The 26,708-nt window shown below is 42.6% G+C and carries 26 protein-coding genes and 2 tRNA genes; 21 read left to right on the forward strand and 7 right to left on the reverse strand.

Annotated features, from left to right (window positions below):
• The first annotated feature begins 22 nt into the window (after positions 1 to 22).
• Positions 23 to 96, forward strand: a tRNA-Met gene (locus FD05_RS10835).
• 4 nt (positions 97 to 100) lie between these two features.
• Positions 101 to 174: transfer RNA gene (locus tag FD05_RS10840), tRNA-Asp, on the forward strand.
• Positions 175 to 323: 149 nt separating this feature from the next.
• Here FD05_RS10840 and FD05_RS10845 read toward each other — a convergent pair.
• On the reverse strand, positions 324 to 830 hold the full coding sequence (locus FD05_RS10845; protein WP_020281820.1) for a hypothetical protein: 507 nt from the start codon (positions 828 to 830) through the stop codon (positions 324 to 326).
• A 113-nt stretch (positions 831 to 943) separates the two neighbouring features.
• On the opposite strand from FD05_RS10845, the gene FD05_RS10850 reads away from it, so the two are divergent.
• The 3 genes from FD05_RS10850 to FD05_RS10860 all read left to right on the forward strand — a co-directional run bounded on the left by FD05_RS10850 (position 944) and on the right by FD05_RS10860 (position 2,993).
• Entirely contained in the window at positions 944 to 1,684 is a 741-nt protein-coding gene (locus FD05_RS10850) for an MBL fold metallo-hydrolase (RefSeq protein WP_020281821.1), read from the forward strand.
• A 113-nt stretch (positions 1,685 to 1,797) separates the two neighbouring features.
• Complete coding sequence (gene spx, locus FD05_RS10855; RefSeq protein ID WP_039933233.1) at positions 1,798 to 2,196, forward strand: transcriptional regulator Spx; 399 nt, start codon at positions 1,798 to 1,800, stop codon at positions 2,194 to 2,196.
• Between the two features lie 116 nt (positions 2,197 to 2,312).
• Positions 2,313 to 2,993 (forward strand): adaptor protein MecA, encoded by a 681-nt coding sequence (locus FD05_RS10860; RefSeq protein ID WP_020281823.1) that lies wholly within the window; start codon positions 2,313 to 2,315, stop codon positions 2,991 to 2,993.
• A 66-nt stretch (positions 2,994 to 3,059) separates the two neighbouring features.
• On the opposite strand, the gene FD05_RS10865 is transcribed toward FD05_RS10860, so the two are convergent.
• From FD05_RS10865 to FD05_RS10875, 3 genes are read right to left on the reverse strand one after another with little or no spacing between them, the layout of a single operon-like run.
• The gene (locus FD05_RS10865) at positions 3,060 to 4,052 is read right to left on the reverse strand and encodes a glycosyltransferase family 2 protein (RefSeq protein ID WP_020281824.1); all 993 of its coding nucleotides are present in this window, start codon (positions 4,050 to 4,052) and stop codon (positions 3,060 to 3,062) included.
• Positions 4,053 to 4,066: 14 nt separating this feature from the next.
• Positions 4,067 to 6,367 carry a glycosyltransferase family 39 protein gene (locus FD05_RS10870; RefSeq protein WP_020281825.1) on the reverse strand — a complete coding sequence of 767 codons (2,301 nt, stop codon included), beginning with the start codon at positions 6,365 to 6,367 and terminating at the stop codon, positions 4,067 to 4,069.
• Complete coding sequence (locus FD05_RS10875; protein ID WP_235714315.1) at positions 6,354 to 6,716, reverse strand: GtrA family protein; 363 nt, start codon at positions 6,714 to 6,716, stop codon at positions 6,354 to 6,356. The genes FD05_RS10870 and FD05_RS10875 overlap by 14 nt, the downstream gene beginning before the upstream one ends.
• Before the next feature lie 203 nt (positions 6,717 to 6,919).
• Here FD05_RS10875 and FD05_RS10880 point away from each other — a divergent pair, with 203 nt between their 5' ends.
• Both FD05_RS10880 and FD05_RS10885 read left to right on the forward strand, forming a co-directional pair.
• Entirely contained in the window at positions 6,920 to 7,612 is a 693-nt protein-coding gene (locus FD05_RS10880; RefSeq protein ID WP_020281826.1) for a response regulator transcription factor, read from the forward strand.
• A complete protein-coding gene (locus FD05_RS10885; RefSeq protein ID WP_020281827.1) occupies positions 7,609 to 8,922 on the forward strand; it encodes a sensor histidine kinase in 1,314 nt (437 codons plus the stop codon). Before FD05_RS10880 ends, FD05_RS10885 begins: the two co-directional genes overlap by 4 nt.
• Before the next feature lie 168 nt (positions 8,923 to 9,090).
• Here the strand turns inward: FD05_RS10885 and FD05_RS10890 are convergent, their stop codons facing one another.
• Positions 9,091 to 10,623, reverse strand: coding sequence for a gamma-glutamylcysteine synthetase (locus tag FD05_RS10890; protein WP_020281828.1), 1,533 nt, complete (start codon positions 10,621 to 10,623; stop codon positions 9,091 to 9,093).
• A gap of 155 nt (positions 10,624 to 10,778) precedes the next feature.
• Here FD05_RS10890 and FD05_RS10895 point away from each other — a divergent pair, with 155 nt between their 5' ends.
• Together FD05_RS10895 and pepF are read left to right on the forward strand one after the other, a co-directional pair.
• A complete protein-coding gene (locus FD05_RS10895) occupies positions 10,779 to 11,918 on the forward strand; it encodes a competence protein CoiA (protein ID WP_039933235.1) in 1,140 nt (379 codons plus the stop codon).
• Between the two features lie 34 nt (positions 11,919 to 11,952).
• Positions 11,953 to 13,764, forward strand: coding sequence for an oligoendopeptidase F (gene pepF, locus FD05_RS10900; RefSeq protein WP_020281830.1), 1,812 nt, complete (start codon positions 11,953 to 11,955; stop codon positions 13,762 to 13,764).
• A 58-nt stretch (positions 13,765 to 13,822) separates the two neighbouring features.
• Here pepF and FD05_RS10905 read toward each other — a convergent pair whose 3' ends face one another.
• Positions 13,823 to 14,443 (reverse strand): DsbA family protein, encoded by a 621-nt coding sequence (locus tag FD05_RS10905; RefSeq protein ID WP_020281831.1) that lies wholly within the window; start codon positions 14,441 to 14,443, stop codon positions 13,823 to 13,825.
• 214 nt (positions 14,444 to 14,657) lie between these two features.
• On the opposite strand from FD05_RS10905, the gene yjbM reads away from it, so the two are divergent.
• From yjbM to FD05_RS10935, 6 genes are all read left to right on the forward strand, one after another.
• The gene (gene yjbM / locus FD05_RS10910; RefSeq protein WP_020281833.1) at positions 14,658 to 15,308 is read left to right on the forward strand and encodes a GTP diphosphokinase; all 651 of its coding nucleotides are present in this window, start codon (positions 14,658 to 14,660) and stop codon (positions 15,306 to 15,308) included.
• Entirely contained in the window at positions 15,289 to 16,101 is an 813-nt protein-coding gene (locus FD05_RS10915) for an NAD kinase (protein ID WP_020281834.1), read from the forward strand. The genes yjbM and FD05_RS10915 overlap by 20 nt, the downstream gene beginning before the upstream one ends.
• On the forward strand, positions 16,094 to 16,987 hold the full coding sequence (locus FD05_RS10920; RefSeq protein WP_039933238.1) for an RluA family pseudouridine synthase: 894 nt from the start codon (positions 16,094 to 16,096) through the stop codon (positions 16,985 to 16,987). Before FD05_RS10915 ends, FD05_RS10920 begins: the two co-directional genes overlap by 8 nt.
• 115 nt (positions 16,988 to 17,102) lie before the next feature.
• The gene (locus FD05_RS10925; RefSeq protein WP_039933240.1) at positions 17,103 to 17,951 is read left to right on the forward strand and encodes a methyltransferase domain-containing protein; all 849 of its coding nucleotides are present in this window, start codon (positions 17,103 to 17,105) and stop codon (positions 17,949 to 17,951) included.
• Between the two features lie 16 nt (positions 17,952 to 17,967).
• On the forward strand, positions 17,968 to 18,480 hold the full coding sequence (locus FD05_RS10930; RefSeq protein WP_039933242.1) for a tRNA (cytidine(34)-2'-O)-methyltransferase: 513 nt from the start codon (positions 17,968 to 17,970) through the stop codon (positions 18,478 to 18,480).
• A gap of 35 nt (positions 18,481 to 18,515) precedes the next feature.
• The gene (locus tag FD05_RS10935; RefSeq protein WP_020281838.1) at positions 18,516 to 20,843 is read left to right on the forward strand and encodes a DNA translocase FtsK; all 2,328 of its coding nucleotides are present in this window, start codon (positions 18,516 to 18,518) and stop codon (positions 20,841 to 20,843) included.
• A gap of 61 nt (positions 20,844 to 20,904) precedes the next feature.
• Here the strand turns inward: FD05_RS10935 and FD05_RS11950 are convergent, their stop codons facing one another.
• The gene (locus tag FD05_RS11950; RefSeq protein ID WP_349771075.1) at positions 20,905 to 21,051 is read right to left on the reverse strand and encodes a DUF4044 domain-containing protein; all 147 of its coding nucleotides are present in this window, start codon (positions 21,049 to 21,051) and stop codon (positions 20,905 to 20,907) included.
• Between the two features lie 59 nt (positions 21,052 to 21,110).
• Here FD05_RS11950 and FD05_RS10940 point away from each other — a divergent pair, with 59 nt between their 5' ends.
• The 6 genes from FD05_RS10940 to mraY all read left to right on the forward strand — a co-directional run bounded on the left by FD05_RS10940 (position 21,111) and on the right by mraY (position 26,671).
• Positions 21,111 to 21,494 carry a DUF3397 domain-containing protein gene (locus FD05_RS10940; RefSeq protein ID WP_020281840.1) on the forward strand — a complete coding sequence of 128 codons (384 nt, stop codon included), beginning with the start codon at positions 21,111 to 21,113 and terminating at the stop codon, positions 21,492 to 21,494.
• Positions 21,495 to 21,730: 236 nt separating this feature from the next.
• On the forward strand, positions 21,731 to 22,156 hold the full coding sequence (gene mraZ, locus FD05_RS10945; protein ID WP_039933244.1) for a division/cell wall cluster transcriptional repressor MraZ: 426 nt from the start codon (positions 21,731 to 21,733) through the stop codon (positions 22,154 to 22,156).
• 33 nt (positions 22,157 to 22,189) lie between these two features.
• Positions 22,190 to 23,137 carry a 16S rRNA (cytosine(1402)-N(4))-methyltransferase RsmH gene (rsmH, locus tag FD05_RS10950; protein WP_020281842.1) on the forward strand — a complete coding sequence of 316 codons (948 nt, stop codon included), beginning with the start codon at positions 22,190 to 22,192 and terminating at the stop codon, positions 23,135 to 23,137.
• Positions 23,138 to 23,158: 21 nt separating this feature from the next.
• Positions 23,159 to 23,533: a cell division protein FtsL gene (gene ftsL, locus FD05_RS10955; protein WP_020281843.1), complete on the forward strand. Its 375-nt coding sequence runs from the start codon at positions 23,159 to 23,161 to the stop codon at positions 23,531 to 23,533.
• Positions 23,530 to 25,689, forward strand: a complete 2,160-nt coding sequence (locus tag FD05_RS10960; RefSeq protein ID WP_020281844.1) for a penicillin-binding transpeptidase domain-containing protein — start codon at positions 23,530 to 23,532, stop codon at positions 25,687 to 25,689. The genes ftsL and FD05_RS10960 overlap by 4 nt, the downstream gene beginning before the upstream one ends.
• A gap of 13 nt (positions 25,690 to 25,702) precedes the next feature.
• Positions 25,703 to 26,671, forward strand: a complete 969-nt coding sequence (gene mraY, locus FD05_RS10965; protein ID WP_039933246.1) for a phospho-N-acetylmuramoyl-pentapeptide-transferase — start codon at positions 25,703 to 25,705, stop codon at positions 26,669 to 26,671.
• Positions 26,672 to 26,708 lie beyond the last annotated feature (37 nt).

A 26,708-nucleotide genomic window follows, 5' to 3' on the forward strand; every position in this document is an offset into this window, starting at 1 on the left:
CAAGAAGGATTTATTATATTATCGCGGGATGGAGCAGTCTGGTAGCTCGTCGGGCTCATAACCCGAAGGTCGTTGGTTCAAACCCAGCTCCCGCAATTTTGGTTCGTTGGTCTAGCTGGTTAGGACGCCTGCCTGTCACGCAGGAGATCACGAGTTCGAGTCTCGTACGAACCGGTGGAACATCGAAATGTACAAGTTACCTCGGTAGCTTGTTTTTATTTACAATGAATTTTCCTAAGAAAAAAAAGAATCCTTCAATCAATGATTTTGATTTACATCAGTCATTGATTAAAGGATTTTTTGTTAATAAAGATATTTACTTTCTATTGTTCAGCTTTCTTTTGAGTTGCTGGCGTATAGTAGGCTTCATGTGAATAGAAGTTTGGTGAATCGCGATACTCCTTTGGAATGAATTCATCGGACCCGTTCTTCCAAATTTCAAAGTCGGAATAATCATTCCAAGTTCCCAAGATAATTCGCTGACTAATGTCCTTATGATAATTGAGCGAATAAATGGAATGCATACCGTCAGGAAGACCATCGCTGCGCAGTTTGTTAATTCGGGCATCAAAGACCTTCTGTTGATCAAAGTTAAGATCTAACGTTGAGAAACTGATAAAACCGTTCCACTTGTCTTCACCGCTATGACTTAAAATATCATAGAACACCGGTGCCTTAAATACCGAATCTTTTCCTGAGTGATCCAGTAGCATAAACTCACCAGGTTGGCTCAGGGCCTGATACATGATTAAATCACGATCAGGATGCGCAGCCTTTAATTCTGTTAAAATCTTTTCATTTCCAAATGTAATCACAATCTGTTCGTTCATTTGACCCACCTCCTATATACACTTTAATTATACTTTCTTTCAATATCGGAACCAAACATTTACCCCAATTTAGCGTAAAATATAACTGTATTAACCTAAGAGGAGGAATTCTTTTGAAACTCACAGTTATTGGTTTTCTTGGCGGCTATCCCGATCATGGTCATGCGACCAGTAGTTACCTACTAGAATCTGATGGTTTTAAATTATTAATCGATTGCGGCAGCGGAGCACTCTTGAGCTTGGAAGAAATCGCAGATCCACTCAAACTTAACGCTGTCATTCTAAGCCATTATCACCACGATCACACGGCTGATGTTGGCGTCCTGCAATACTATTGGCAATTGCATGAGAAACGCTATGCGGAGCCTGTGTTGCCCATCTATGGCCATACCCTAGATATGGAAAGTTTCAAAGGCTTGGATTGGCCCAAATCTACTAAAGGAATTGCATACGATCCTGACAAAGCACTCAAGCTTGGGCCATTTGAAATCACCTTCTTCAAAACTCACCATCCAGTTCCTGCTTTTGCAATGCGAATTCAAGAAATGTCGACCGGAAAGGTGTTGGTGTTTACGGCTGATACTGCATACTTTCCAGAACTGACCGACTTCGTAAAGAATGCCGACCTGTTGATGACTGATACGAATTTCTTCGCTGACAAGACCGGCCAAAAGTGGCACATGACATCTACCGAATCAGGGCAGTTGGCCCATGATGGTCATGCTCGCCGACTGTTGCTTACTCATCTGCCGGCAGAAGGAAATTTGGATCGGTTGAAGGTGGAAGCTCAAACTACAGCAGGAGATGATATGCAGATTTTAGTCGCTCAGAAGCATATTTCTGTGGATATCTAGGCTAAATTTGACCAAAGTTAGGTCTTTGTTAGTCTATTCTGTGAATCTTATGATTTATATAACAATCTCCGATATAATCAAAGCATCAAATGATTATTAGGAGGCATCATATTATGACAGTCAATTTATTAACAACACCCAGCTGCACTTCTTGCAGAAAAGCAAAGCAGTGGCTCATCGATCACGAGGTCGATTTTGTGGAACGCAACATTTTTGCCAAACCACTTTCTGAAACAGAACTCAAACAAATTCTGATGTTATCAGAGGGCGGAACCGACGATGTGATTTCGACGCGATCATTCCTATACGAACAATACAAATCAAAAATGAGCTCAATGACCATCAGCCAAGTTATTTCTTTATTGGCTGCCCATCCAGAACTCATTCGACGTCCAATTTTGCTGGATCCCAAAAGAATTGAATTTGGATTTAACGAAGATGAGATTCGTTGCTTCATGCCTCGCAAAACGCGTAAATGTGAGTTGGAGCAAATGGTCAGAAGAGCATTATAAGTGCACAATCTTAATTGCTTGTTAATATCTATGTTTAGCCGTATTATTTACTTAGACAATAATATGATACAATGTTATTATTAATTACCCTCAGATATTGAAAGGGGTGGCTAAATATGGAAATGGAACGAATTAACGAGAATACGATTCGTGTACTGATTGGTAATGATGATCTTGATAAGCGCGGGATTACCGTTTTGGATTTACTCGGCAACCACAAGCAAATTGAGAGCTTCTTCTACAGTATTCTGGAAGAAGTCGACAAAGACCATCAATTTCAAAATAACGATGCCGTCACTTTCCAAGTTCTTCCAAACCAAAATGGATTGGAATTATTTATCAGTAAGGATGTAGATATGTCTGATAACGATATGTTCGATTCAGGTAACTCTGATTCAGAGCAGCCTGAAAAACGTGATCGGGTTTCTAAATATATCGCTGAACATGCCGATAATAATAAGACACAACCTGTTAGTGATAAGAAAACCAACGATGAATTTGGTCATCAAAAGCGAACTGTGATTCTGGAGTTCGACCAATTAGATGATTTTGTGTCGCTCGCTAAGGCATTGCGACTTGAAAATGGAACATCCGATTTGTACTTGTACGAAGGGAAATACTACTTGAAGCTGGAACTGTTCAGCAACGACCCCGTTGACATGGTTGTAAGTGACGAAGTGGCAATTGCCAATGAATATGGCAAGAAGACCGCCGTTACTGAAGAAGTGTTGAACGAATATGGGCAACATCTAATGGAGAACAGCGCATTAGAGTTGAGCAGGTACTACTTTAAATAGACTTGAATGAACGCAAAACGGCAGCCATCTGATGATGGCTGCCGTTTTTGTGTTGTTTATTTGGATTTATTGTTGGAACGCACGTCCCTTGATCGTTGTTCTATAATACGTCTTCTGACTTTCCTGATCTCGTGTGGTACGAAACCCCACCGTCTTTGCAACAATGTACAGTGGACGCCTCCTTGAAGCCTCAAAGACCCTGTAAAGATAAGACCCCAACATTCCGATGGTCAACAGGGTGATGCCGACCATTAAGAATAGGGCGAAGACAGCGAAGTGGATCGTGTCCATCGTGGTGAACAGTGAGGCAATCAAGTAACCAATCCCAAAGATAATTGAGAAAGTTCCGAGCCAGTTGGCAAGTTGTAGTGGAAATGAGGAAAATGAGGTGACACCGTCCATGGCCAGTCGAATCATTTTCCGAAGTGGGTATTTGGAAGTGCCGGCAATCCGCTCTTGGCGTTCATAGGTCACATCGGTTTGCTTGAAGCCGACCCAACTAACCATGCCGCGGACAAACGGATCGGCTTCATTCATTTGCCGAAGTTGATAAACAACTTGTTTGTCCATCAATCGAAAATCACCGGTATCCAACGGAATATTGATATTTGTGATGTGCTTGAGACCTCGGTAAAAAAGAGCTGCCGTGGCTTTCTTGAAAATACTTTCGCCGTCTCGAGAAAGTCGTTTGCCATAAACCACATCATATCCTTGATGCCATTTAGCGATCATCTCAACGATAACTGCCGGTGGATCCTGCAGATCTGCATCCATTACGACGACTGCATCGCCTTGGGTGTACCTGATACCAGCGGTAATTGCTAATTGATGGCCAAAATTTCGTGAAAATTCTACCAACCGGATATTTTGGTGGTAGGCTTGATTATCCTGAATCAGTTTGGCACTCTTATCCGTCGAGCCGTCGTCAACAAAAATGAATTCAAAATTTTGTGGCTGGTTGGCAGCGAACTTTTCCAAAGTATCGATGGTCGTTTCAATTCCCGGTTCTTCATTGTAAACGGGGAGCACGATTGAAATTAATTCTCGGTGTTTATCCATTGTGTGACCTCCTTTTATTTATAAATTGACGATAAGTCATACAGAACGCCGGATGAACCCATGCCACCAGGCAGTTGCATGCTTCCTCCTTGACTCGACTTACGAGTAGACTTAGAAGGTGTCTTGCTTGTTGTTTTGTTAGGTTTCATCTTGGATTTGCTACCCATCGATGGCTTGGATCCAGGCTTGCTATTTGGACGTCCCTTACCAGCTGGTGCTTTACCGTTTGAGGCTTTGCCGGTTGGCACTCTGCTCTTGGTCGATTTAGTTGATGAAGTCATTCCTGGACCGCCCATACCAGTTTGAGAACTGGTACTGTTAGCAGATTGATACAGACTTGTCTTAACTTTAGTAGCATGCTTTTTGATCCAATTAATAATCTTGGTGTTACCAGATTTTCCTGAGTAGTAGAAGTATTTCAGATCGCCATTCTTCACTAATTTCTTAAATTGTAAAAGGGTAATTGCCGGATCAGTTCCGTTAAAACCACCCATGGCCATCACGGCCTCACCGGTTTTAATGATATACGGGGCGGCCGTTGTCGAGTCACTAGTCGCAAACAGATATTTGGCGTTGCCTTGGTTCTTTTCAAGGTAATTGAGCAGCTTGGTGTTGACTGAATCGTTGCCCATTCCGCCACCGCCACCAGGCATACCACTGCTTGATGAAGTCAGCAGGGAAGGCCCAGCGGTTGGAATCATTGCTGACTCTGCGGCAATTGTTGGTGTTAATGACCACCAAGCAGGCGCAGCCATGATTGACAGAATGCCACCAACTAATAATGCTTGGAATGCTTTTCCACGGGGCAAAATTGCCAACCCGATCGAAAAACCAATTGCTGCAATTAAAATGATCCAGGTCAGCCATGGATAATAACTATAAACGTACCAGGATTGGAGAGCCGCTGTTGCAATGATTGCAGCAGGGAGCAGATAGAATTTCCAGCTAGTCCGTAAATTGTTTTTAAACAGGCCGACTAGTGAGGTGACACCAGTTCCAAACAGCGCTGCGATCGGTGGTGCCAGCATGATCATGTAATAGGGATGGAAGAAACTCGCGATACTGAAGAAACCATAGACGGGAATCAGCCAGCTTGTCCACAAGATTAATTGCTTTTGTTGAGTGGAAAGTCTGAACCAGCGTTTTCGACGATCTCTGAAGAAGACAAGCCCACCGATCAAACCAAATAGAGCAAATGGCAACAGCCAACTGACCTCTGGCCCAAGAGCGGATTGGAATAGCCTGAATGGACCAGCAGTGCCGATATTGAAGGCACCGCCTCCGCCACCGCCATTACCCATCTTTCCGGGACCGCCTTTACCGCCTCCGTTTGGTTGGCCCTTCATTTGTTTGCCGCCAGGAGGGGTCCCGGTTTTGCCGTTTTGCTTCATACCGGTTGGTGCTTTACCACCACCAGGCATGCCGCCGCCTTTTTTGTTTTGGGTTTTACTATTCATTCCGGCGCCGAACGTCCCACCCGTACCGGTGGTTTGGCCCAGCAGTCGTTCACTACCGTTGTAGCCAAATGCCAGTTCCAGTAACGAGTTGGTTTCAGAACCGCCAACATACGGCCGGCTGCTGGCAGGGGTCATATCGACTGAGATTGGGTATGCCAAAGTGAAGACCAGTAGCGAAACGGTTGCGAAGGTCAGCTTGGTAATTTTTCTTTTCCATGTTTCGTTGGCCGCCAACCAATAAAATAAATACATAGCTGGCAGGATCATAAAGGCCTGCAGCATTTTGACATTAAATGCAATTCCGATTAAGCCGAAACTAATCAGTAGTGACCAGATTTTTCTACTGCCGATTGACTTCTCGAGGAAGTAAAGTGCCAACATTAGGAAGAAAACCAATGTGGCATCCATGTTATTAGTTCGTGAATCCGCGACCACAATTGGTGTCAGAGTCAATGCCAAGGCACTCAAGCGGGCTGCATTTTTTCCAAAATATGGCTGAACTAATCGGTACATTAGATAGACTGATCCAACACCGAAAAGTACCGACGGTAAGACGACACTCCAGCCATGAACACCAAATATTTTTGCACTGATGGCCATGAACCAGAGTGCAACCGGTGGCTTATCGACTGTGATGTAGCCGGCAGGGTCAAAACTGCCGTACCAGAAGTTATGGAAACTTTCAGTCATACTTTTAATGGCGGCTGTATAAAAGGCATTTGCGGAACCGGCCTTCCAAATTTGCCAGCCATAAAGGAATAAAGCGAGGACTAAAATGACGCCTAGGATCCAGTCAAACCTGAATCTGCGTTGTTGATAATTTTGGGTATTTTCGATCGATTGATTATTGGCTGCCATAGCGGCGGACCTCCCTTAAGTTATGTTTGTTGAATACCCAAAACTTTGAAAGTAAAAAATTGGTGGGTACGGTGATTATGAGACTAATGATTGGAATTAAGCGACTGTCAATTAATGGCCAACCACTGGCAAAGTGTGCGAAAAGGACGCTGATTAACCAAGTGAAAATATAAGTCGCATAATATTTCCAGGCGATTGATTTAGCCGAAGTGCCTGTCTGAAATACCCAGCGGTTATTCAATGACAACCCAAGCAGAGAGGTAATCCCATACCCGATCGCCATGGCAATGGTCGCGTTGGTTGGATGCAGCAATAGTAAGTAAATGACATAAGTTAATAATGTGTTCATGAAACCAGTGATTCCAAATTTCAATAATTGCTTTGTACTTGTGATGGATGCGTCACTCCTTTTTGAATTGATGAAATGAGTTTATCTGGTTAACCATAAAACAAGCTTAAAACTTTTGATTTATGATAAGTTATGAATAACTTAGTTGACGGAACGCCCAAAAACCTTTAATTTAATGTCAGCAGATAAAAGGAGAATATTTGATGAAAGAACTTCATATACTAATAATTGAAGATGACGAAGACTTGGCGAAGAGCCTGCAGTTGTTCCTCGGTGAAATCGCCCAGACGACCGTTTCTCATGACGGCTTTGAAGGACAAATGCTGGGTCAGGAAGGAATTTATGATCTGGTTGTTTTGGACCTGATGCTGCCACAAGTCAGCGGTTACGATATTTTGAAACACTGGCGGGCAGAAGATCATTTGAGCATGCCAGTGCTGATTTTGACAGCCAAGGATACTTTGGATGACAAGGTTCACGGCTTTGAATTAGGCGCCGATGATTATCTAACCAAACCTTTTCACCGTGAGGAATTGTTGATGCGGGTCAAAGCTTTATTAAAACGCAGCGGGCGTCTTGGGGATGACAATACACTGTCCGTTGGGCCTTTTAAAGTGAACTTGAGCAATCGGATTGTCGAAGTCAACGGCAAAGAGTTGGCGCTGAACGGTAAAGAATTTGACTTGCTGGTGTACTTTATTCAGAACCCAGATACGATTATTACCAAAGATCAAATTTTCGACCGACTGTGGGGATTTGAATCTGAGACGGCCATCTCAGTGGTCGAAGTTTACATGAGCAATTTACGAAAGAAGTTGAAACAAGCGTCATCGCTTCAGCCAATTAGAACCTTACGGAACGTTGGTTATATGTTTGAAACGGAGGAATCGGATTGAAAAAAAGTGATCCGCAGCAAAAACAGCAGTTAAGCCTTTTCCTGAAAGAATTGGTGGGGTTCGCGCTGCTGTTTGCTGTACTTGGCTTAGTTGTTTTCTTCTTCTTTCATCAATCAATTTATAAAAATATTGACCAGGGCCTGGTCACTCAGAAGCAAAATGTGCTCAGTAATCGCAAAGCACCTCAATTCCGGACCGGTGGCAATAATGGGCAAACACCTGTCCCAGCGAAGCCAAATAATGGTGATACGCCATTTCGAACAAACATCCTGGTGTTCAACAAGAAGGGTCAAATTATCAATGCCCAGATGCTTGGAAACCGGATTTATAATTTATTTATCAATACGGAATTAGAGAAGTCTGAAGTTAACAAGGTTCGTGAAGTTACCCTGATGTCAACTGACAATACACTGCATTATTTCCGGACCCTGTTGATTAAGGTGCCTAAGTCGAATTCCAACCCAATTTATGCGGGTAATTACGTTTTAATTCTGGAAAATATTGACACTGACTTGATGGCGGTTAACAGTTTTAAGCGCTCGCTGCTGATTACGCTGTTCTTCTTCTGGATCGTCGCGATTGCGATTGCTTATTTCCTATCACGATCCAGCATGCGGCCAATTATGCAAGCCTGGAAACGGCAGCGACAGTTTAGTGCCAACGCTGCTCACGAATTGCGGACGCCATTGACAGTGATTCAAAATCAAATGGAATATATGCTTACCAAACCCAAAACCAAGGTCATTGATCAGGTTGATCCAATTTCGACTTCCCTAGATGAAGTTCGGCATTTACAGACATTAACTAATCGACTATTAATGCTGGCACGATCGGATTCCGGAACGATTGAGATTAACAAACAGGAAGTTGATCTCAAACCGTGGTTTAGTCAAATTCTTAAACCATATGATGATATTGCTGCCAGCCAGCACAAGTCTATGGTGACGGTGCTTAAGGCCGTTGGTAAAGGTCATTTGGATAAGGACTTAATCCGACAACTGCTGATTATTTTATTGGATAATGCGATCAAATACACGCCGGCTGGCGGAACTGTAACGGTGGTCACATCGCTTAATCGTGACCGGTTAACGATTGAGGTTCGAGACACTGGAACCGGAATTTCCGACGCGGATAAGAAACGGATCTTTGAACGATTCTACCGTTCGGATAAATCACGGAACTCTAAAACCGGTGGTAACGGACTTGGCTTAGCGATTGCCAAATGGATTGTCCAGCAACATGCTGGGACGATCACCGTGAAGGATAACCACCCTAAAGGGACGGTGTTTGATGTGATGTTTAAACTATAGAGTGTGACGAGACCCGGGGTCAGGGTCATCACCAGGTAGGCTAGGCAGGCATTCAGCCGGCCGTCGAAACACGTTTCTGCCAAATAACAGAGAAGCATCAAAAAAGACAAGCACTAATTTTCACATATTTGTGAAAGTCAGTGCTTGTCTTTTCGATTTTTCCAAAATTTAATGATTATCTTGTTCGGCAGCCTTCTTAATCCCTGGGAACAAATCATATAAGTACTCAAGTGGTTCCACTTTGCCGACCTTATCCGTGTAAACAACTTGGGTGACATTGTCATAAGTCAGTGTGATCAATGATTCGCCATCTTCATCCTTGACGACGTAATAACGAATTCCCAGTTGGATTGCATGAAAAATTAGTCGTTGCGCATCAAAAGAAATATTACCCATTGACGGTAAGAGGGTGGGGGCACCTAATCGCTGAGCACGCCAACGCTTGGCAACTGTTGTTCCAAAATCCATCAGGCTATTATTCTTGATGTGTTTCAGCAGCATGGCTGATGCCGTGAGCTCAGGGTGTGAAACCACTTCGCTAAAGTCATCAAGTGCTTGGAGCTGCTCAGAATGGGCGTGAAGCGATTTGGCCATTTGAATGAGTTCATCAAAGATTTTGATGCCTTCAGTCATTTTAAATGTGGGTTGATCTGGATTTTCGAGTGCAACTTGATTATTCTCAGCGAAGGACTTTTTTAAATCATCTGCAATATTTTCATGATCAATTGGTGTGACCAGAAGATACATCAAGAAGAACTTCAGGAAGTACATCGCGTGGCGGCTGATACCGTTAGGGGTGAATGGCGTATTGTCGAGTACCCGAAATTCCAAGTAGGAAATTCCTTTGGTCCGATAATCTTTGATTTCTTCTTGGCCACGTAACCGCACCGGTCCATAAAACTCAGCTTTTGAGTAGAGCTGGTGATGATCAACGGCGTAGTTGAGGCCATCGATGTAGTGATCCAGACTCGTATAAAGAGTGGTGTCGACATGGTCTTCGGGCTCATTGACATAACCGTAAATGCTGTTTCGAAGACTTCTAACCGGATGGGTCACCTGTTTGGCATCTTCAGCTGATAAGAATCCTTTTTCAGCAATTGGGCTGGCACCAAATAGATAAGTTAACAGCCAACGATGAAGAACAAAATTTTGAGCTAATTGAAAGTATAATGCATTTTTGAAAGCCACCAACGTTTTGAATTGATCCTGGTAGTGAACATAGAGTCGGTTAATGACGGGTTCAGGGATGCTGAAGTTGACGTGGACGCCAGTGATGATTTTTCTGGCAACACCGTATTTTTCGGTCAAATAATCACGATACTTGGCATATGCCGGCCGACCAAAATGGTTCTTTATGAAGTTGACATCTTCATCATCCAGTGCGGGCGGCATGCTGAGCGGCCAGAATGATTCTGACTTGTCGATCGAACGATACAAGACAGTCTGCAGCGTATCCAGTTGATCCAGGACCCCGCCAATATTTGGATTGGGATCCGTGATAATTTCATTCATTGATTCTGAAAAATCTGATTGCAAGTATGGATGATAACGTCTGGAACCCAAATTAGTTGGGTACGGTTGACGGATTAGTTTGCCGTGATTATCAATCCGATGTTCCTCAATTTCAATACCAATTAAGCTATGATACAGCTGCTCTGCCACGTGTTCTTCTTGGATGTACTTTAGTAAGTTTTTCAGCATGTTAAACCCCCAGCCGGAATGATTTACTCATAATTATAAACAAATATCAGCAGAATGGTAGTAATACCGACGTTCTGGTCAAAACGTAAGGATATTTTTAACTTCTGGGAAATAATTTACCTTTTTTCCGTAATTAACAGACAGAAGGTGATGAAATGCTGATAGCAATGAAAGATAACCAATTAATTAATGCAGCTGAATTGAAGAAAGTTCAAATTTCTAAGTACGATTTAACCTGCCCATGCTGCCATGAGCTGGTTATTTTTAAGCATGGACAATACCGAATTCCCCATTTTAGCCATAAAACCAATGCAATTTGCAGCAGTTTCAGTGAGAATGAAAGTCAGGCTCACTTGGAAGGTAAGCTGGCTTTTAAACACGGACTTGAAGCAATGGGGCAGGTAGCGGTTTTAGAATATAATCTGCCTGAAATTCAGCAGCGGGCCGATGTTTATTTGCCTAACCAAAATTTGATTCTTGAGTACCAATGCAGTCCAATCTCATTTGCCGAAATGTCCCGAAGAACGACGAATTACAAACAACTTGGCATTGATGTTTTGTGGATTCTCGGAGATCGTCATTTAACTGCTGCCAAACGATTAGACGGGGTTGCCAAATTTGCTCGGTTTGAGGCGAAACTTGGATTTTACATCATTTATTATTCGGCAAAAAATCAGCAGTTTCGGATTGACTTTCAAATACGGGAGATCGCCGGGAAGCTAACCAGTAGCGTCAGACTCTTTGAAACCTTGAGTGAGCTGCAAAGGTTTGTGGGACAGCCCCCACGGCAAACTTCAAACTGTTCCAACCAACGGGCAAAGGTGTTACTTCTCAATCAACTCAAGCGGATTCAACGAAGTATCGTTATGAAAAATACGACTTATCTCGACATGGTAACCGCCTGCTACCAACAAGGAAAAGTTTTTGTCGGCTGCCCAATCGTTTGTCATGGCAAGAGTGGGGAAGGACTGCCGATTTTTCGGAGGTCGGCTTTATGTTGGCGAGTGTGGATTGTCTTGCAGCTCTTCTCAGGCGGGTCTGGGGAAGTATCCAATCAACAACTAAATCAACTTTTTAAGCAGTCGGTGCAGCTCTTTGGTCAGCAATTTGCGCAAGTGGATGATTATGTGCGCTTCTTTCAAATGGAATTCACTAGTTTTATCTTTAGTCTGCGGGCAACCGGCTACTTGCGACATACAATTTCCGGCGTTCAAATCATCAAACAGCCAATTTGGTTTGCCAGTTATGATCAAAAAAGACAATATATCATGACTGCCAAGCCCGTGGTGTGCTAACCTATTATTAACTAAGGATTTGAAGGAGGACGTTATGTCGAAAACACAAGAATTGCCTCTTAGAAAAGAAGTGCCAGAAGAATTAACTTGGGACCTCACGACAATATATTCTTCAGATGAAGGATTTGAAGCCGATTTTGCTGAAGTTCAGGCTGGGTCAAAAAAGTTTGCCAAGTTGGCCGGAACGATTGAAAAGGATGCTCAATCTCTTTTAACCGCAACGGAAAGCTTGATGAATTTGAGCCGTAAGTTGGAAAAAGCCTATGTTTATTCTCAACTCAAGAACGACCAGGATACCAGCGAAGACAAATACCAAGCGATGTATTCCCGTTCGGAGTCACTAGCCGCTCGGTTTGGAGCCGCCACAGCTTGGTTTGAACCTGAACTATTAAAGATTTCCGATGCTAAAATGACCCAGTTTTATCAGGATGAACCCAAGTTGGCTGAATACAAACGTTTTTTTGATCAAACATTCGAACGCCGAGATCATATCTTGAGCAACGATGTCGAAGAAGTGCTGGCAGGTGCGGGAGACATCTTCTCATCTGGTGAGAAGACCTTTGGCATTTTAGATAATACTGACCTGTCATTCCCAGTGGTCACCGATGAAAATGGCAACAAAGTGAAACTGTCACAGGGTGTTTATGGTATTTTGCTTGAATCCACTAATCAAAGTGTCCGCAAAGAAGCGTTTGAAAAATTGTATCAAGTCTACAATCAGTTCCAACACACACTCGCATCCACTTTGACAACCAATGTTAAGAATCATAATTTTAAGGCAAACATCCGGCATTACGATAACGCCTTAGAGGCTGCTCTGGCCGCCAACGAAGTTCCAACTGATGTTTACAATAATCTGATCCAAGTGGTTAATGAACATCTGGACTTGTTGCACCGATACGTTGCATTGCGAAAGAAAATTTTAGGCCTCGATGAACTTCATATGTATGATATGTATACTTCACTGGTTGGCAAGAATTCACCCCAATATACCTTTGAACAGTCCAAGAAAATTGCTTTGGAGGCTTTACAAGTGATGGGTCCTGACTATGTCAGCCATGTGAAGGAAGAATTTAACGGTCGCTGGATTGATGTTGTTGAGAATCAATTCAAGCGCAGCGGCGGTTATTCATCAGGCACTTATGACACCAATCCATACATCTTACTGAATTGGAAAGATAACCTGGATAATCTGTACACATTGATCCATGAAACCGGGCATAGTATGCATAGCTATTACTCTCATCACAATCAGCCATATCAATACGGGGATTACTCAATTTTTGTGGCCGAAATCGCTTCGACAACCAATGAAAATATTTTGACTGATTATCTTTTGAATAAGTTCAAAGATGATGATGAGATGAAGAAGTTTATTTTGAATTACTATCTTGATGGCTTCAAAGGAACTGTTTTCCGTCAGACTCAGTTTGCTGAGTTTGAGCAGTATATTCATGAACAAGACGCTAAGGGACAGCCGTTGACTGCTAACTTCATGGACAATTATTATCGAGACTTGAACAAGAAATATTATGGGGATGCGGTTATTTCAGATCCACAGATTGGTCTTGAGTGGTCCAGAATTCCACATTTCTATTACAATTTCTATGTTTACCAATATTCAACCGGCTTTGCTGCAGCTTCAACTTTGGCTGACGGCATTGTCAATGGTGATCAGTCCAATGTTGACAAATATCTGAATTACTTAAAATCTGGTAGTTCAGATACACCAACTAACATTATGAAAAAGGCTGGGGTTGACATGACTAAACCAGAGTATCTTGAAAAGGCGTTCCAGATTTTTGAAGAACGACTAGATGAGTTTGAGCGTTTGTATAACAAATAAGATAAAAATACAGGTGCCTGGGAATTTCCCAAACACCTGTATTTTTGAATTGCTTAAATTAGTTAAAGCGTAAGTTTGGTTTTGGATACGGAACGGTCGATGGCTTCTTACTGGCTTGCTCAAAGTGAGCGGCAGAACCGAGACTCTTGGCACAAAAGCCAAACAATGAATTATAATCAAAGTCTTTAATGCGAATGCCACTGTCTTCAACATCTGAGTTAAACAGGACAGTCGTTGATGGATTGGTCACATCCATCTCATGGACCACTCGCTGATCGCAACGAAACATTTTTTCTGCGAGATCGGAACGACGATCTTCTTTGAACATCTCCACGTCCAACCCGTTTCTTTCAGCGAGCTTGTAAACTAACGCATCTGAGTATGGTTCGGAATTAATTAAAAGCTCTTTTTGTAGATCCATCAAGAAATGTCGGCCAAATTTTTTACCTTGGAATGAAGCTGCCTTGAAATCGAGAATTGTATCGTAAGGCAGATTGTGATCGAGATGACTGAGTTCCTTGTTCATTGAAAAGTCGTGCAAAATTTTGATGTTCAGCATCGAAACAAATCTGACACTGATCTGTTTGTTCAATTTTTGTGAAATCCGTTCAATCGTTTTTTCGGCGTCATAACAATGTCGATTAAGTGGATCAACGAATAAATAAATCTCAAGTACCATTATTGCCCCTCCATGTGTAACCGACAACAAAATTAATATACTAATTATTTTCTTCATTAAGAATAACAAATTTTCACACAAAAACAACAATTTTGCTTGAAGTGTGCATGATTCATTGGGAAAGATTGATGAATATGGTAAAATTAAGTCTGATTGAATTTTATCTTGAAGCAATAGCGCGTTCGTTTGAGCGCAACAGATTGGAAGTGTTAGCTTGGTTGAGAATTGGGATGACTTTTTAGTTCCTTACAAACAAGCTGTTGATGAATTAAAAGTAAAACTGCGTGGCATTCGATCACAGTTTTTAAAAATTGATGGTCGCAGTCCAATCGAGTTTGTGACCGGTCGGGTCAAACCCGTTGACAGTATTAAAGAAAAAATGGTTAGAAGACACATTTCCGAAGACCGTCTTGAAGAAGACATGGAAGATATTGCCGGTCTCAGGATTATGTGTCAATTTGTGGAAGACATTTATCAGGTCGTTGACTTGTTACGCAAACGAACTGACATCAATATCCTTGAAGAACGGGATTACGTTCATAACAAGAAGCCGAGTGGATATCGATCATATCATATTATCTTTGAATATCCGGTTCAGATGCTTGATGGCGAAAAAGTCATTTTAGCAGAGATTCAGGTGAGAACCTTGGCAATGAATTTCTGGGCCACGGTTGAACACTCTTTGAATTATAAGTATCAAGGTGAATTCCCTGATGATTTAAAAGGTCGATTGGAACGGTCTGCGGAAGCAGCTTTCCATTTGGACGAAGAAATGTCGGAAATTCGCGACGAACTTCAAGAAACCAAAAAACACGGTCCAGACAAAGATGTAAGGAAGTCGTCTGATGAAAATAGCCATCTATAGTAATCTTGGCGAGTCGTCGAATATTGTCGCAACTTCTCTCAAGAAAAAAATTAAAGAATCACCTGACTTAAGCATCGATGGGCTGAATCCGGAAATTGTGATTTCTGTCGGAGGCGACGGGACCCTTCTGTCCGCATTTCATCACTATCAAGATATTAGCGACAGAATTCGGCTGGTTGGTATTCATACCGGTCATTTGGGATTTTACACCGATTGGCGGGATTATGAAGTTTCCGAGCTGGTAGATAGTTTGGAACATGATGATCGACAGAGTGTCACTTACCCACTGCTGGATATTCGCGTCAACTATGTCAGTGGCGGACCGTCAGATTATGGGCTGGCGTTGAATGAGTCGACCCTTAAACAGATCAGTGGCTCAATGGTTGCAGATGTCTACATCAAAGATACCTTGTTTGAAAGCTTCCGGGGTGATGGACTTTGCGTTTCCACTCCAAGTGGCTCAACTGCTTATAACAAATCAGTCGGTGGTGCAATCATCAATCCAACACTAAACGCCATTCAAATGGCGGAGATTTCCTCAATTAACAACCGGGTGTTCAGAACTTTGGGCTCACCGCTGATTATTTCTCCTGACGAATGGGTCAAGATCGTCCCGAAGAGTTCCAATCGGACAATTCTCACGTGTGATCATCAGATTATCTCCAACCAGGCCGTTGAGTCGGTGGAGTACCGAATTTCCAAACGACGGATTGCTTTTGCCCAATATCGGCATACCCAGTTCTGGCGTCGAGTAAGCAACTCCTTTATTGGCAAGGTTAATTTAGATGACTGATTTTACGTGGAAATATACAGGTAGAGCGCCGATTAAAGTTCGGACATTCATTATGAGTTATGGTATTACGCGAACACTTTTGAAAAAGATTAAATATCACGGCGGGGAGACTTTGGTAAACGGGGAGCAATCACTGGTTAATCGGATGCTGCAGACGGGTGACACAGTTAAAGTTGTGCTACCGCCCGAGCCGGAAAATGATCATGTGAGTGTTTCCAGTGTTCCAATTGAGATTGTCCATGAGGATCCAAACTTCTTGGTAGTCAACAAGCCTGCTGGTGTTGCGTCGGTCCCTTCTCACAACTATTCCGAGGATTCTTTAGTGAATCGGGTGAAGGGCTATTATCAGCGACGTGGCTATGCAAATGAAAAAATTCACATTGTGACCAGGTTGGACAAGGACACCAGCGGATTGGTGATCTTTGCCAAGCACCATTTTGCGCATTCCGTTCTTGATAAACAGCTGAAGGACCGCACAATTCAAAAGACATATTTGGCGATTGTCGCCGGCCGGATTTCCAGTCCCCATTTTGAAATCTATCTGCCAATTGGTCGGACTGAAGATTCATTTGTGAAGCGACAAGTGACCGATACCGGCAAAATGTCGGTGACCGAAGCGTGGACAGTTTGTCGATTAGCTAAGCAAACGTTGCTGCGGGTTCAGTTGCATACTGGTCGGACTCACCAAATCCGGGTTCATATGGACACAATTGGCCACCCGTTGATTGGTGACTGGCTGTATAATCCGGACGATCATTCAATGGCCAGACAGGCGCTCCATTGTGCCGAGATGACTTTTTATGATCCCTTTGCTGACAGAAACATCCATTGTGAAGCGCGCCTGCCTGAAGACATGAGATCATACATCAATCTGCATAAACTTTAAAATAGCTTTGGATTTATCGAGTAAGCTTCCAGCAAAATTTGCTTTCGGAATTTTGATGAGGGGCTTCTTTGTTTGCTGCTGTGATATAATGAACTGCGTTTGTGGAGGGCTTTTAGTGAAAAAAATTGATTTTGGCAGAGATTTTGTGAATCAACATTTAAATTTATTCCGCTGCCCGGTGTGCAAATCGCCATTTGCCGAGATAGCGGGATACAGTTTGGTGTGTCCAAATCAACATTCTTTTGACCTTTCCAAGAAGGGGACGTTGTTTTTCTTAACCAAGCAGGCCAATAATGAGTACGACAAGGCAATGCTTCAAGCCCGTCACAAAATCTTGCAGGCAGGATTATTCGACCCAATTGTCAATGAAATTTCACGTCATTTGAGCGATGGCCCAGAAACCATTCTCGACGTTGGCTGTGGCGAAGGAACGCCGTTGGCACGTTTGTTAAAACTTCGAAGTGGCGACGACACCGCGATTGGGTTTGATATTTCAAAAGATGGTATCAATTTGGCAACTCAACAACCAGTCGATGCGTTTTTCTGTATCGCAGATCTGGCTAGATTACCGTTCAATAACCAAACATTTTCCACCATTATCGATTTATTCTCGCCGTCGGCCTATGATGAATTTAACCGGGTTGCCCAATCTGGCGGCAAGCTAATCAAAATCATTCCCAATAGCAATTATCTTCATGAACTGCGGGAAGCCTTATTTGGCAGCGGTCAGAAGAATAGTTCCTATTCAAATGATAAAGTATTTGATCTGTTTATGAAGCATTATCCAAACGCGACAATCAATCAGCTTACATATCAGTTCTCAATTCCTGACGGGATGCAGCAGGACATGATGATCATGACGCCGCTGCACTGGGGAAAAGATCGTCAAGCCAATGCAACTCAATTGGTTGATGCGATGAAATCAATCACCGTAGACGTTTCCGTGATGGTCGCTGAATTTTAATTATCTGGAGGAAAAAATGACTAATCATATCGTACTATTTGAACCATTAATGCCCGCTAATACCGGAAATATTGCCCGAACTTGTGCCGGAACCGACACCGTCCTTGATCTTATCGAACCACTGGGCTTCAGCATCGATGACAAACATCTCAAGCGTGCTGGACTTGATTATTGGGACAAAGTTCAAATTAATTATCATAAGAATTTACCTGAGTTTTTGAAGACGGTTAAAAACCCTAAAAACTTATTTTTGGTTTCTAAATTTGCTAACCAAGATTATACAGATCCCGATTACTCAGATTCTGATCAGGATTATTACTTGTTGTTTGGAAAAGAAACGACGGGATTGCCAGAACCGTTTATGCGCAAGAACCCAGAAAAAGCGATCCGAATTCCTCAAGACGACAATCATATTCGCGCGTTGAACTTGTCTAATACCTGTGCCATTGTGATTTATGAGGTATTGAGACAACAAAGCTTCAACAATTTGGAACGGACGCACAAATATGAGCATGATAAGCTGAAGTAAAGAACGATCATTCTTAGGAAAGGAGGAGACAATCGATGAAAACTAAGCGAACACCAAAGAAAACCGTCAAGAAGCGCGGTCGACCACGGAAAACGACCACCAAGTCAAATCACCAATCCAGCTTTTTACAAAAGTACGCAATTAACGTAATCGGTGGTATTGTGGCCATTTTGGCGTTGCTGGGTTTGTTGCAAGCCGGCATTGTGGGGACGTTTATGATTAACGTTGCCAGGATTTTTGTCGGCAGCCTTTATCCACTCCTGCTCTTGCTTGCAATCGTCGGTGGTATTTGGTTAGCCGGTTTTTCCAGGCTGCCCAAGATCCCTGCCAGATATACCTGGGGAACTGTTCTCGTTTTAATTGGAATTCTTCTCTGGCTAACCTTGATCGAGTACATACAAGCAGCCCAGCCAGTTGACTTTATTAATTTTAATTGGGAAAAACTGACTGATGATATTGCCTCCTCGAATAGTGATTCTAATATTGGCGGCGGAATTCTCGCTGCAGTGTTGTTCTATGTATCTCATTTATTGTTTGGCAAAATTGGGACCGGAATTGTTGCCAGCTTGATTATTTTATGTGGCGGGTTTGTGCTCTTCGATATTTCATTTGCAAAGATTTTCACGGGCCTACGGGCATGCTTGACGTTTATGAAAGCACGGATTGCCAAGGCCAGACAGCATACAGGCGAGAAGCGGGCTAAACAGCCTGTTAAGCCAACTCCGGCCACCACGCAAGATAGTCACACCCAAGTTGATGATGTTCCTGACAGCAGCGATAATCAACCAAATAAGCTGTCGCCGTCGACCATCACAATTTCAGGGATGCCGGTAACCGAGGAAACTAAGCAGGCGGCTCAATCGGCTCCCAAGAAGCCAGCACCTAAAGAAGATAAAAGCGCTGACGAATCTTCCGACGTGGATTTGGTTGATGTTAAAGAAGACGATTCTTACAAACTGCCAACCACTGATTTGCTCACTCAGATCCCACAAGATGACCAGTCCGGTGAGTTACAGTCAATTGACCATAACGCGCAAGTTTTACAAAAGACTTTGGATAGTTTTGGCGTTAAAGCCGAAATTAAACACGTCAGTTTAGGCCCATCAGTCACTAAATATGAACTCCATCCTGACATTGGGGTGAAAGTCAGTCGGATTGTGAATCTGGCTGACGATATTGCTTTGGCATTAGCTGCCAAGGACATTCGAATTGAAGCACCGATTCCTGGTAAATCGCTTATCGGAATTGAGGTCCCTAATCGAAAGATTGCCACAGTTTCCTTCAGAGATGTTGTCGAGCATCAACCTGACAACCATGGGCACGTTCTTCAAGTGCCATTAGGCAAGGATGTCAACGGTAACGTAATTACCGCCGACCTGACCAAGATGCCGCATCTATTAATTGCCGGGTCAACCGGTAGTGGTAAATCAGTTGCCATCAATGGCATTATTACAAGCATTTTGCTGCATGCGAAGCCAAGCCAGGTAAAACTGATGCTGATCGATCCCAAGAAGGTTGAATTAGGTGTTTATAATGGGATTCCTCATTTGCTGAGCCCAGTGGTTTCCGAACCAAAGAAAGCCGCCAGAGCACTGCAAAAAGTCGTTTCTGAGATGGAAAATCGTTATGAGTTGTTCGCTAAATTTGGTCAACGAAAGATTAGTACCTATAATGATTTTGTTGCTAAAAACAATCGTGAGAATGACACCAAAATCCAACCAATGCCTTACATCGTCGTGATTGTTGACGAATTGGCAGATTTGATGATGACTGTTTCCAACGATGTCGAGGCTGCCATTATTCGGTTGGCTCAAATGGGCCGGGCAGCTGGAATCCACATGATTTTGGCAACTCAACGGCCTTCAGTTGACGTTATTACTGGTTTGATCAAAGCCAACGTCCCTTCAAGAATTGCCTTTGCTGTTTCAAGCGGAATCGATTCACGGACAATTATTGATACCAACGGTGCCGAGAAGTTGCTAGGCCGTGGGGACATGCTGTTCCTGCCGATTGATTCCAACACACCGATTCGAGTGCAGGGCGCCTTTATTCCGGATAAGGATGTTTCCAGAGTTGTTAAATTCATCACTGATCAGCAGTCCGCCGATTATGACGAATCCATGATGGTCAGCGATGAGGAAATCAAAGAAGAGGATCAAGAAGATTCTGAAGATGATTTATTCAACGATGCGCTTGAATTTGTGGTTGATCAACAAAAAGCCAGCACTTCATTACTCCAGCGGCATTTCCGAATCGGTTATAACCGGGCTGCCCGGTTAATTGATGATTTGGAAAAGCGTGGCTACATCGGACCTCAAGATGGCAGCAGGCCGCGGCAGGTTTATAAGGAAAAGCAAGGATAAATAAAAAAGAGGCTGGGACAAAAGCTTTCACTTTTGTCTCAACCTCATCTGGTTCGTTTGATTAAAGAAATGTCATGATCGCTGAAATGACCAGTGAACTGATCGTTGCAATGATCATAATCCAAACGAATACCAATGTGATTTTTTGAAATCTTGTTCTTTTTTTACGCGCCAATGTTTGCACCACTTTCTCTTGTATTCCATACACAGTTTAACTATCATTATCGTTCAATGCAATATGTTTTGTCAAAATCAGGAGGGTAACTTATGCATATTTCTCCTTGGATGACTGACACGGCAACGTTTCTAATTCAATTGCTGATTCTTTTTGCAGTTGCCGGGTTCCTAGTTATTTTAAGAAAAAATCATTTTTTTCGGTCGAAGGTTCGAATTAAACCACTCGATTTTTGGCCGCCGATTTTGTTGTACTTCATTCATGAAATTAGTAAAAAGGGCTTGTCGGGATCATTTATTCCGGAAGTCGTGATCGTCTGGTTGGGACTCACCTTAATTGTGCTGTTGTGGCAGATTTTTACCAATCCCAAATTAACATACAAAAAATTTTTTGTTACCTTCTGGCGATTTAGTGACTTGTTTTTATTTGGCTGCTGGATTGTTGTGGGAATTTATGTCATCTTTGAAGCTATTTAAATTGAAATTAGTTGATTGAATCAAAGCAGATTTTCTGCTTTGATTCTTTTTTTGTAGAAAATTGGGTGCATTTCCCCACCAATTCCAAATCGCTTATATATCAAGGTACACGTAAGCTTTTGCTAATTATGAAACCGTTTCATAACAAAAAAATTACAAATTTTGAGGATACGTGGTTGATAGTGGTGGATTGTGGTAGAATGTGATTGTAAACTGAAATTGGGGGTGATGACGACATGTTCATGGGTGAATATCAACACAATATTGACGCCAAAGGACGTATCATCATCCCCGCGAAGTTTCGCCAGGACTTGGGTGACAAGCTTGTTGTGACTCGAGGAATGGATGGATGTCTGTTCGGATATCCAATGGACGAATGGGAAAAGGTTGAACAAAAGATCGACACTTTACCCGTTAATAAAAAGGACGCTCGGTATTTCACGAGGTTCTTCTTCTCAGCCGCTGTTGAATGCGAGTTCGACAAGCAGGGGAGAATTAATATCCCTAGTACATTAAGGGATTATGCAAGTATTGAGAAAAAATGTGTTGTCGTCGGCGTATCCAACCGTTTTGAAATTTGGAGCGATGATCGCTGGAATGACTTTAGCAAAGATGCAGAACAAAACTTTAATGATATCGCTGAAAATATGATTGATTTTTAACAGACACGACATGCAGGAAATGGGGGTGATCGAATGTCTGAATTTAAGCACGTGACTGTCCTCTTGAACCAGGCAGTCAAGGGGTTGAACATTGATCCTGATGGCACATACGTTGATGCAACGTTAGGTGGTGGGGGACATACCACAAAGATACTTGAACAATTGACAACCGGTCATCTCTACTCGTTCGACCAGGATGAAGAAGCGATTGATTATAATCAACAGCATTTGGCCAAGTACATTCAGGCTGGCAAGTTGACCCTGATTCACGATAATTTCCGTCATCTGAAATCTGCGTTGCAAAATGTTGATGTCACAGGAATTGATGGGATCGTTTATGATTTGGGCGTCTCCTCACCGCAGTTTGACGAAGCGGGCAGGGGATTTAGCTACCGGTTTGATGCCCGACTTGATATGCGGATGGACCAAGATAACCCGGTCGACGCGTGGAAAATTGTTAACGAATGGCCCTATGAAAAATTAGTCCGGATATTCTATCGGTATGGCGAAGAAAAATTTTCTAAGTCGATTGCCAGACGAATTGAAGCGGTTCGAGCAGAACACCCAATTGATACCACCAACGATTTGGTGGAAGTAATCAAAGAGGGAATTCCTGCAGCAGCAAGACGTCATGGCGGCCATCCTGCGAAAAAAGTCTTTCAGGCAATTCGAATTGCCGTAAATGATGAGCTGTCAGCTTTAGAGGACTCATTGGAACAGGCACTTGATTTATTAAAAGTTAATGGGAGAATTAGCGTTATAACGTTTCAATCGTTGGAAGACCGGTTGGTTAAGACGATGTTCAAAGAAAAAACATCCTTACCGGAATTACCACCGAACTTACCGATTATTCCTGAAGGTATTAAGCCGAAATTTAAAAGTATCACTAGAAAACCAATTGTTCCAACCGAATCTGAGCTAGAAGAGAATCATCGTTCACATAGTGCAAAGTTGCGAATAATTGAACGAATTAAAAATTAAAATAAAGGAAGAGTACATATTATGGCCCAAAATAATTTAGCTCATAACCTAACAGAACAGCCGCAGCCGTACGTTTCTGCCCCTGACCAGGTTAAGATCAAAAAGGTGAGCATTTCCAAAGCACTCAAACTTTCATCATTTGAAAAGCTGTTAATTGTGTGTGGCAGTGCCGTCTTAACTGTGTTAATGTTAGTAGTTGTATCGTCAAAAATTGCTTTATCAAACTCGCAACATGAACTGCAGCATTTGGATAACCGAATTGTGAATGTTCGCAACAACAATACAAATTTAAAACAACAGATTGGTGAGCTTCAAAGCAGCACCCGTCTCGATAAAATTGCACATAAGAGCGGGATGTCCCTCTCAAATGCAAACATAAGGAATGTTACTAAATGAAAGATTCATCTGATCGTTCCGCAGACAAACTGAATGCCCGTAAAAGCCGGAAAATTGTTGGAATAAGTTTGTTCCTCACATTTTTCCTGCTTTTTGCGTTTTTAGGCACCCGTTTATTAGTGATTGCGGTAGGAAAAAACGTTAAAAATGTCAATTTAAATGACCGCGCTGAAAAACTGTATACTCAAACTCAGACCCTCAAAGCCAAACGAGGATCTATTTACGATGCAGACGGAAACCCAATTGCGGAAGATACCAGTACATATTCGTTATATGCAGTTTTAGATAAAACACAAAAGGGACTAAACGGCAAGCCACTTTACGTTGTCAACAAATCCAAGACCGCAAAAGTGCTTTCTAAATATCTGCCAATTACTCAGAAAAAAGCCATGAAAATATTGTCTCCTAAGAACAAGCAGCCATTCCAAGTTGAATTCGGTAGTGCAGGGACGAATATTTCCTTATTGACCAAGAAGAAGATTCAAGCTGAAAAATTACCAGGGATTGATTTTGTTCAAAAACAAGCCAGACTTTACCCCAACGGTGTTTTTTCGTCTAACCTGATTGGTGTTGCGGTTTCAGAGACCAACAAGAAGACCGGAACTGCTAACCTAGTTGGTCAAATGGGAATCGAACAAGCCTTCAATAAGACGTTGGCTGGCCAAAATGGATACAAAGACGCTCAATATGATGTATACGGCTACAAGCTTCCTGGTAAACAGCAAAAAGAAAAGGCCGTCAAAAACGGTAACAACGTTTATACGACAATCGATTCACGGATTCAAACTTTGCTTGAAAGTGAAATGAATTCTGTTCAATCACAAGTTCACGCGGCAGGAATGAATGCCGTATTGATGGATGCCAAGACCGGAAAAATTGTGGCAGCTTCTCAACGGCCAACTTTTAACGCGGCCACTTTGAAAGGAATCGGATCGGCCTGGACAAACACTTTATCCTCTGATATGTATGAACCTGGTTCAACAATGAAGGTCTTTACACTTTCATCAGCGATCGACTCTGGGCATTACAACGGGACTGACACTTACGAATCAGGACGTTATTCGATTGACGGTAAAATTGTGCCTGATTGGAATCCTGCTGGTTGGGGCTACATTACCTATAACAAAGGGTTTGCTCTTTCTAGTAACGTTGCCATGGCCCATTTGGAGCAGCAAATGGGGCCAAAAACCTGGAAGAAATATATTCACAGATTTGGGTTCCTTAAGAGTACTAACAGTGGTCTTCCCGGTGAATTAACCGGACGAATTCAGTTCAATTACCCAATCGAACAGGCTGATACTTCATTTGGTCAAGGAATTGAAGTTACAACGATGCAAATGATGCAGGCTTTATCTGCAGTTTCAAATAATGGTACAATGATGAAGCCGTACTTTATTTCTAAAATCACAAATCCGTCAAATACAAAGACGATTAAGAAGTATGGTAAAAAAGTTGTTGGCCACCCGATTAGTGCTACGACTGCAAAGGCGGTCCGTAAGCATATGCAGGATGTTGTTTACAAATCTTACGGAATTGGTGCCGACTACAAAATTAAGGGTTACCGGGTTGCTGCCAAGACCGGTACAGCTCAAGTCAGCAATGGCATGGGCGGCTATGCTTCAGGCGACGACAGCTATCTATACTCGGTTGCCGGCATGGTCCCCGCAAACAACCCCCGTTACGTGATGTTTATCACGATGAAACAACCTAAATTGACTGGAACCAAGACTGCTACTCAGCTATTGGCCGAAATCTTCAAGCCAGTCATCACGAGGGCATTACAAAACTCGAATGCTAAACAAGCAACCGTCAAACGTCAGGTGCCAAATGTAACCTACCAGACAACAACTTACGGCAAACGGATCATGAATGAAAAAGGATTCGATGTTGTGACGATTGGGAGTGGCGATTCGATTTTGAAGCAGTCTCCAAGTTCTGGTACAACACTGAACGAACAAAAACGGGTTTTCCTATTGACCAATAAAGGCTGGAAGATGCCACGAATTATTGGCTGGAGCAAGAATGACGTCAAGCAATTTTGTTCTTTGACAGGCTTAAAACTCGAATCAACTGGCAGCGGTTATGCTGACAGTCAAAGTATCAATTTTGAAAAGTCAATTGATACTGGAGATGTCTTGAAAGTAAATTTTGAATAACTAAGGATGGTACATGTCTATTATGGGGAATTGGGTAATACCTTTATTAAGCACTTTTTTGATAACGGCAATTTTTATGCCAAGTTTAATTAAGTATTTTCGAAGCCGGCACGAAGGCCAAATGATTAGAGAAGAGGGCCCTTCCTGGCACGAAAAAAAGTCAGGAACCCCGACGATGGGCGGCATTTTATTTATTGTTGCTATCGTGTTGACTGATCTGGTCTTTGGCTGGTTTGAAAAAATGTTGAATCCAACATTACTAATCTTACTGTTTGTGTTAATCACATATGGTTTGATTGGGATGTGGGATGACAGTATTAAGCTGTTTAGACGCCAAAACGAAGGATTAAAAGCTTGGCAGAAAATGCTGGGTCAAATTGTGGCTGCCGTGATTTTTTCGGCGGTATACATACATGAAGGCTTCCCGATGGCAATTAAGATTCCGTTTGCCGGAGACCTTCAATTGGGATATTGGTACATTTTGTTCATTGTCTTTTGGCTGGTTGGCTTTTCAAATGCGGTCAACCTAACTGATGGCTTAGATGGCTTAGTTGCCGGATTAGGGACAATCTCATTTGCAGCATATGGCATTATTGCCATCGTTCAAAAGCAAACCGAAGTTGCGGTTTTTTGCTTCTCGGTTGTAGGTGGCTTATTGGGCTTTTTCATTTTCAATCACAAGCCGGCCAAAATCTTCATGGGAGACATGGGGTCTTTGGCACTTGGTGGGGCACTTGCCTGTGTCTCCGTGTTGGTTCATCACGAATTCTCACTGTTAATCATTGGGATTATATATGTCTGTGAGACCGCAAGTGTGATTATTCAGGTCGGCTCATTTAAACTGACTGGTAAGCGGGTCTTTAAGATGACACCAATTCACCATCACTTTGAAATGAGTGGCTGGTCTGAATGGAAGATAGACATTGTCTTCTGGCTGATTGCCATTGTGGCATCTGCAGTAAGCATCATCACGATTGTATAGAGGTTGGGACAAAACGGCTGGTTTTGTTTCCAGCCTA

Origin of the sequence: Lentilactobacillus otakiensis DSM 19908 = JCM 15040 (genome assembly GCF_001434145.1) — a bacterium.
Classification (GTDB): Bacteria; Bacillota; Bacilli; order Lactobacillales; family Lactobacillaceae; genus Lentilactobacillus; species Lentilactobacillus otakiensis.

Bases quoted from the DNA above. Each gene is read 5' to 3' on its own strand.
- FD05_RS10890 (WP_020281828.1), bottom strand. From the start codon at position 10,623: ATGCTGAAAAACTTACTAAAGTACATCCAAGAAGAACACGTGGCAGAG.
- FD05_RS10865 (WP_020281824.1), bottom strand. From the start codon at position 4,052: ATGGATAAACACCGAGAATTAATTTCAATCGTGCTCCCCGTTTACAAT.
- ftsL (WP_020281843.1), top strand. From the start codon at position 23,159: ATGGCCCAAAATAATTTAGCTCATAACCTAACAGAACAGCCGCAGCCG.
- pepF (WP_020281830.1), top strand. From the start codon at position 11,953: ATGTCGAAAACACAAGAATTGCCTCTTAGAAAAGAAGTGCCAGAAGAA.
- FD05_RS10920 (WP_039933238.1), top strand. From the start codon at position 16,094: ATGACTGATTTTACGTGGAAATATACAGGTAGAGCGCCGATTAAAGTT.
- FD05_RS10875 (WP_235714315.1), bottom strand. From the start codon at position 6,716: ATGAACACATTATTAACTTATGTCATTTACTTACTATTGCTGCATCCA.
- FD05_RS10845 (WP_020281820.1), bottom strand. From the start codon at position 830: ATGAACGAACAGATTGTGATTACATTTGGAAATGAAAAGATTTTAACA.
- FD05_RS10930 (WP_039933242.1), top strand. From the start codon at position 17,968: ATGACTAATCATATCGTACTATTTGAACCATTAATGCCCGCTAATACC.
- FD05_RS10960 (WP_020281844.1), top strand. From the start codon at position 23,530: ATGAAAGATTCATCTGATCGTTCCGCAGACAAACTGAATGCCCGTAAA.
- mraZ (WP_039933244.1), top strand. From the start codon at position 21,731: ATGTTCATGGGTGAATATCAACACAATATTGACGCCAAAGGACGTATC.
- FD05_RS10860 (WP_020281823.1), top strand. From the start codon at position 2,313: ATGGAAATGGAACGAATTAACGAGAATACGATTCGTGTACTGATTGGT.
- FD05_RS10870 (WP_020281825.1), bottom strand. From the start codon at position 6,367: ATGGCAGCCAATAATCAATCGATCGAAAATACCCAAAATTATCAACAA.
- mraY (WP_039933246.1), top strand. From the start codon at position 25,703: ATGTCTATTATGGGGAATTGGGTAATACCTTTATTAAGCACTTTTTTG.
- FD05_RS10895 (WP_039933235.1), top strand. From the start codon at position 10,779: ATGCTGATAGCAATGAAAGATAACCAATTAATTAATGCAGCTGAATTG.
- rsmH (WP_020281842.1), top strand. From the start codon at position 22,190: ATGTCTGAATTTAAGCACGTGACTGTCCTCTTGAACCAGGCAGTCAAG.
- FD05_RS10880 (WP_020281826.1), top strand. From the start codon at position 6,920: ATGAAAGAACTTCATATACTAATAATTGAAGATGACGAAGACTTGGCG.
- FD05_RS10935 (WP_020281838.1), top strand. From the start codon at position 18,516: ATGAAAACTAAGCGAACACCAAAGAAAACCGTCAAGAAGCGCGGTCGA.
- FD05_RS10905 (WP_020281831.1), bottom strand. From the start codon at position 14,443: ATGGTACTTGAGATTTATTTATTCGTTGATCCACTTAATCGACATTGT.
- FD05_RS10940 (WP_020281840.1), top strand. From the start codon at position 21,111: ATGCATATTTCTCCTTGGATGACTGACACGGCAACGTTTCTAATTCAA.
- spx (WP_039933233.1), top strand. From the start codon at position 1,798: ATGACAGTCAATTTATTAACAACACCCAGCTGCACTTCTTGCAGAAAA.
- FD05_RS10915 (WP_020281834.1), top strand. From the start codon at position 15,289: ATGAAAATAGCCATCTATAGTAATCTTGGCGAGTCGTCGAATATTGTC.